5 protein-coding genes are annotated in these 6,130 nt (G+C 62.4%); 4 read left to right on the plus strand and 1 reads right to left on the minus strand.

Annotation, left to right across the window (positions count from 1 at the left end):
• The first annotated feature begins 1 nt into the window (after window position 1).
• Genes EGN72_RS16060 through EGN72_RS16075 form a run of 4 tightly spaced genes read left to right on the plus strand, consistent with a single transcriptional unit; the run spans window position 2 to window position 4,198 of the window.
• Entirely contained in the window at window positions 2-382 is a 381-nt protein-coding gene (locus tag EGN72_RS16060; RefSeq protein WP_127049357.1) for a VOC family protein, read from the plus strand.
• Between the two features lie 7 nt (window positions 383-389).
• Window positions 390-1,778 (plus strand): aldehyde dehydrogenase family protein, encoded by a 1,389-nt coding sequence (locus EGN72_RS16065; protein WP_127049359.1) that lies wholly within the window; start codon window positions 390-392, stop codon window positions 1,776-1,778.
• A complete protein-coding gene (locus tag EGN72_RS16070; RefSeq protein ID WP_127049361.1) occupies window positions 1,775-2,935 on the plus strand; it encodes an iron-containing alcohol dehydrogenase in 1,161 nt (386 codons plus the stop codon). The genes EGN72_RS16065 and EGN72_RS16070 overlap by 4 nt, the downstream gene beginning before the upstream one ends.
• 18 nt (window positions 2,936-2,953) lie before the next feature.
• Window positions 2,954-4,198: an NAD(P)/FAD-dependent oxidoreductase gene (locus EGN72_RS16075; protein ID WP_370323325.1), complete on the plus strand. Its 1,245-nt coding sequence runs from the start codon at window positions 2,954-2,956 to the stop codon at window positions 4,196-4,198.
• Between the two features lie 467 nt (window positions 4,199-4,665).
• On the opposite strand, the gene EGN72_RS16080 is transcribed toward EGN72_RS16075, so the two are convergent.
• Window positions 4,666-6,130 (minus strand): M10 family metallopeptidase C-terminal domain-containing protein (locus EGN72_RS16080; protein ID WP_199743763.1); only part of this gene is annotated, 1,465 nt, incomplete at its 5' end.

Genomic DNA, 6,130 nt, shown 5'->3' on the forward strand with positions numbered 1-6,130 from the left:
AATGATCACCGGAATCGACCATCTGGTGCTGACCGTGCGCGACCCGGATGCCTCGGTGGCCTTTTTTGGCCGTGCCTTGGGGCTGGAGCCGATCCGCTTTGGCGCGGGCCGCTTGGCGCTGCGGGTGGGCGACCAGAAAATCAACCTGCAAACCCTTGGGCAAGAAACCCGCAACCACGCCTGCATTGGCTCCGGCGATATCTGCTTGCTGACCGACGTGCCGCTTGCCGATGTCGTCGCGCGGCTGACTGCCGAGGGGATTGCCATCGTCGAAGGCCCGGTGCAGAAATCCGGCGCACGCGGGCCTGTCACGTCGGTCTATTTCAATGACCCTGACGGAAACCTGATCGAAATCAGCCGCTACGGCACGCCTGACCCATGAGGACAAAATGACCAAACCCATCGCCCTGATCTCCCCCGTTGATGGCAGCACCTACGCCACCCGCACGCCCCTGACCCAAGCCGAGGCGGTGGCCGCCGCCACCCGTGCCCGCGCCGCGCAAAAGGCATGGGCCGCGCGCCCGCTGGCCGAGCGGATTGCCTTGGTCAAGGCCGGTGTGGCCGCATTGGACAAGATCAAGGATACGCTGGTCGAGGAACTGGCTTGGCAAATGGGCCGCCCGACTCGCTATGGCGGCGAATTTGGCGGCGTGCATGATCGCACCAATTACATGGCCGACATTGCCGCAAAAACCCTTGCGCCAGAGGTGGTTGAGGATAGCGCCACATTCAAGCGCATGTTGGCGCGTGAGGCTGTCGGCGTGGTCTTTATCGTGGCCCCGTGGAACTACCCTTACCTGACCACAATCAACACGCTGGCCCCTGCCCTGATCGCGGGCAATACGGTTGTGTTGAAACATGCCAGCCAGACCTTGCTGGTCGGCGAACGTCTGGCGCAGGCGTTTCACGCGGCGGGCGTGCCTGCCGATGTGTTCCAGAATGTGGTGCTGGACCATGCCACCACCGAACATCTGATCCAAAGCCGCGCCTTCAATTTCGTAAACTTCACCGGTTCGGTCGGCGGCGGTATCGCGATGGAAAAGGCTGCTGCTGGCACCTTTACCGGCCTTGGGCTGGAACTGGGCGGCAAAGACCCCGGCTATGTGCGCGCCGATGCCGACCTTGATGCCGCCGTTGACAGCCTGATGGATGGCGCGATGTATAACGCGGGGCAATGCTGCTGCGGGATCGAACGGATTTATGTGCATGAAAGCCTCTATGACGCTTTCGTCGAAAAATCCGTGGCTTGGGTGAAAGGGCTGGTGCTTGGCAACCCGTTTGAGGCAGGCACCACCATCGGGCCGATGGCCAACAAGCGTTTCGCCGCCGTGGTCCGCTCCCAGGTGGCCGAAGCAGTTGCCGCCGGGGCCAAGCCCCTGATCGACCCCGCGCTGTTCCCGGCGGATGATGGCGGTGCCTATCTTGCCCCGCAAATCCTTGTGAATGTCGATCACTCGATGCGCGTGATGACCGAGGAGAGCTTTGGCCCCGTTGTCGGAATTATGAAAGTTTCCGGCGATGATGAGGCGATTTCCCTGATGAACGACAGCCCTTACGGCCTGACTTGTTCGATTTGGACAAAAGACGCAGAGGCTGCCGCCGCGATTGGCGCGCAGATCGAAACCGGAACCGTGTTTATGAACCGCTGCGACTATCTGGACCCGGCGCTGTGCTGGACCGGCTGCAAGGATACCGGGCGCGGTGGATCGCTGTCTTATCTCGGGTTCCATTCCGTGACCCGCCCGAAATCCTACCATCTCAAGAAGGTGACGAAATGAGCCACTCTGTCCCCAATCGTAACTGGTCCTACCCCACCGCCATCAAATTCGGCGTGGGCCGGATTTCGGAACTGGCGCAGCATTGCAAGGCCGTGGGCATCAAAAGGCCGCTGTTCGTGACCGACCGCGCGCTGGCCAGCCTGCCGATCACCGCGCAAGCGCTGGATATTCTGGACGCAGGTGGCCTTGGCCGCGCGGTGTTTTCCGATGTCGATGCCAACCCGAATGAGGCCAATCTTGCCGCAGGGATTGCCGCGTTCAAAGCCGGCGGGCATGACGGCATCATCGGTTTTGGCGGCGGCTCTGCCCTCGATCTGGGCAAGATGATCGCGCTGATGGCCGACCAGAAGCCGGGGTTGGAAGTCTGGGAGATGGAGGATATCGGCGATTGGTGGACGCGGGCGGATGCCAGCAAAATTCACCCAACCATCGCCGTGCCCACCACCGCAGGCACGGGGTCTGAAGTGGGCGCGGCAAGCGTGCTGACCAATTCTGCCACCCATAAGAAAAAGATCATCTGGCACCCCGGCCTGATGGCCAAGGTGGTGATTTGTGACCCGGCGCTGACCGTGGGCATGCCGAAATTCATCACCGCAGGCACCGGGATGGATGCGCTTGCGCATTGTCTGGAGGCCTATTGCAGCCCGCATTATCACCCGATGGGGCAAGGGATTGCGCTGGAAGGCATGCGTCTGGTGTTTGAAAACCTGGCCACGGTCTATGCCGACCCGAACAATCTGGATGCCCGCGCGCATATGATGTCAGCCGCCGCGATGGGGGCTGTCGCCTTCCAAAAGGGCCTTGGCGCGATCCACAGCCTGAGCCACCCGGTTGGCGCGGTTTACGGCACGCATCACGGCACCACAAATGCCGTGGTGATGCCGATGGTGCTGGATTTCAACCGCCACGCGATCGAGGACAGGATGGAAGCCGCCGCCCGCTACCTTGCCATTCGCGGCGGGTTTGATGGCTTCCGTGAGGCTGTGATGGACCTGCGCGAAACGCTGGGCATCCCGGAAAACCTGTCGGCTATGGGGGTAGAGGCGTCCCGGCTTGATGAGTTGACAGAAATGGCGTTGGAGGACCCGTCTTGCGGTGGCAACCCGGTTGTGATGACGCGGGAAAACACGCGCAAACTGTTTGACGCCTGCATGTAACCGGCGTTGCGAAAAGGGCTGATGATGGTGAAATCGGTTGAAATTGCTGTCATCGGCGCGGGCGTGATCGGCTTGGCGATTGCGCATCGCCTTGCCCACGCCGGGCATGAGGTTGCCCTGATCGACCCAGCGCCGCCCGGCTCTGGCGCGTCATATGGCAATGCGGGGACAATTGCGGATTATGCCGTGCAGCCTGTGGGCACGCCGGATGTGCTGCGCAATCTGCCTGCCTTGTTGTTTGACCGCAGCTCCCCCCTGTCCATCCGCCATGCGGCCTTGCCCAGCCTTGCGCCTTGGCTTTTGCGCTTTGCCCGCCAATCCTTGCCCGCTGCGGCCCGGGCCAATGCGCAAGCGATTGCGGGGCTGATGGCCGGGGCCTTGCAAGGGTGGAACGAACTGGCCGCAGAGATTGGCGGCGCGGACCTGATGCGGCGGCGGGGCTGCATGTATCTTTATGAAACCAGCGCAGGGTTCAAGGCCGCACAAGCCGATATGGCCTTTCGCCGCAGCTTGGGCGTTTCGGTGGATATGCTGACCAGCGCCGAGCTGGCGCAGATGGAACCGGGTTTGCCGGACTGCGCTGGCGGGGCGGCCTATTTTCCCAAAGCGGTGTTTTTCACCGATCCCGGCGTGATGGTGCAGCGGCTGGCCTTGGCCGCACAAGCGGCGGGGGCAAGGGTGATCCCGGCGCGGGTTGACGGGTTGCGGCGGGTTCAGGGCCGCGTCCACCTGACAGGTGCGGGGCTGGACCTGACGGCGCGGCGGGTGGTGATCGCGGCCGGGGCACATTCGCGGGCTTTGGCGCGGGCGGCGGGCGACCGCGTGCCGCTGGATACCGAACGCGGCTATCACGTCGAATGGGATATGGAAACGCCGCGCCTGACCCGCCCTTGCTGTCCCACGGCGCGCGGGTTTTACTTTTGCCCGATGGCGGGCCGTTTGCGCGTGGCGGGCACGGTGGAACTGGGCGGGCTGACGGCCCCCCCGTCCCGCCACCGGATCGAAAAGCTGATTGAGGGCGCGCGGGCGTTCTTTCCGGATTTGGGGGCGCCGGACCGGGATTGGATGGGCTTTCGCCCCTCGATGCCCGACAGCCTGCCTGTGATCGGGCCAAGCCGCGGCGGGGCTGAGGTTATTCATGCTTACGGGCATGGCCATGTTGGGCTGACGCTGGCCCCGGTTACGGCGCGCATGGTGGCCGATCTGGTGGCCGGACATGCGCCGGGGCCGGAAATGCAGCCTTGCCTGCCAACGCGGTTCTGATAACTGCGGACCCGTCAACCTCCGCGCGCCTTCAGCGGGGACGGTTTTCCAACGCTTGCGGAACAGCACAAATTTCTTATGCAAATGGCTGAGGCTGTGCAGCAGGCCCACGCGCAAGCGGCTAGGCGTGATCACAAGGCTGAAAATCGGTGGCTCAAACGCATCGGGGCGGCTTTGTCTTTGAAAAAGGTGCCCTGCGCAAAGCTGTCCAGAAAATACCATTGCGCTACAGGCGCTTACGGGAATGTTTTGCTCCTAAACGTCAGGCACGAGCCCGATCCCACAGATGTGTCCGGCGCGTTATCCGACCAGTTCAGGTAGCGCGGCCCGCCCGATGGGCAGTCCAGCTTCATACCCGACAATGGATTGCCCCCCGGCCATCGTCTGCATGGCCGGGGGGCAAATTTCATTTTCCGCGGTGCAACCTGAACGGGTCGACCAAGGGTCTTATCGTTGAGGCAGGTAGATCAGAGGATAAGATCATCCGCCGTCAGCAGAGGCGCACCATTGATATCAATGCTGAAGTCCGAAGACCCGTTACCATCCATATCAATATAAAGGCGGCCGATCGATCCATTGTAGCGCACTTCGCCGGGGGTTCCCGTTCCGGTATAGCTCGCCCCGACGAAAGTCAGGGTGAGCCCTCCGGTCGCCAAGGCGCTCAGATCAATCTGATCGACCCCATGCTGGAAGTCGGTGATCTGGTCACGTCCCGCACCTGCGGAATGCAGGCTTTCGGCCACGCTGGTCCAGACAAAGACATCCGCGCCCGTGCCACCCGAGAGGATGTCGCTTCCCAGACCAGCCTCCAGCGTATCGTCGCCGGAACCGCCGAAGAAGCGATCATTACCATCGCCCCCGATCAACCGATCGTTGCCTGCGTTACCTGCCAGCGTGTCGTTGCCGACGCTACCAGACAAGGTGTCGTTGCCATCACCACCCCGGATGATATCGTTTCCAAGGCCGCCATTCAGACTGTCGTTGCCGGCATCGCCATTAAGGTCGTCATTGTCACCACCGCCAAGGATGGTGTCGTTGTCATCGCCGCCAAAGATGGTGTCATTGCCGTCGTTACCCGCAATAAGATCTGCGCCGGCATCGCCAAACATGCTGTCGGCACCGTCACCGCCCCGCATTGTGTCGTTTCCAACACCACCAAGCAGGTTATCGTTTCCGGCATCGCCATAGATGTCGTCGTCACCACTACCACCAAAGATGGTATCGGCGCCGTCGCCACCGCGAAGCGTGTCGTTGCCGTTGTTCCCGGCGATGACATCATTGCCGTCTTCGCCAAGGATGCTGTCCGCCCCTTCGCCGCCGCGCAGAACGTCGTTTCCGGTTCCGCCGAAGATGAAATCATCCCCGCCATCGCCGAACAGGAAGTCCACGCCGCTGCCGCCATAGATCGTATCGGCACCGTCAAGTCCCTCGATCCGGTCAGAGCCGGCAGCGCCGTCCATAACCTCGGGGTTGGCTGTGCCGATGATCGTCTCATCGATACCCGCCGAAACGGTCAGCGCCACGGTCAGCGGCGTATCGTTCACCCCGTCCGAGATCACGACCTCTGCGGTATAAGCACCCGCGGTTTCAGGCGCCTCAAAGACCAGCGCCTGGAACTCGGCTTCGGTCAGGATCTGCCCGACCGTCACCGCAGAAGTGCCAAGATAAAGCATCCCGGCCAGCGGCAGAACCGCCAAACGATAGGTCAACTCCTCGCCTTCCGGATCGGTCACCACCACGTCGGGCGCCAGAAGCCCCCGCCGTGTGCCGGCCTGGATCGCATTGGGCGACCAGACCGAAGATGTGCCATCACCGATCACCGCCGCGTCATTGGCGCCTTCGATGGTGACGGTCACCGTCTCGGTGGTGCCGTCCTCGGTGGTGATGGTGAAGCTGTCGGTCAGCGTCTCGCCGAGGTTCAGCCCGTTCACC

It is taken from the genome of Pseudorhodobacter sp. E13, from assembly GCF_003991405.1.
Lineage (GTDB): Bacteria > Pseudomonadota > Alphaproteobacteria > Rhodobacterales > Rhodobacteraceae > Pseudorhodobacter.

What these genes read in the sequence shown, in the direction of transcription:
- EGN72_RS16060 (WP_127049357.1), top strand. Translation starts at nt 2, where the DNA reads ATGATCACCGGAATCGACCATCTGGTGCTGACCGTGCGCGACCCGGAT.
- EGN72_RS16065 (WP_127049359.1), top strand. Translation starts at nt 390, where the DNA reads ATGACCAAACCCATCGCCCTGATCTCCCCCGTTGATGGCAGCACCTAC.
- EGN72_RS16070 (WP_127049361.1), top strand. Translation starts at nt 1,775, where the DNA reads ATGAGCCACTCTGTCCCCAATCGTAACTGGTCCTACCCCACCGCCATC.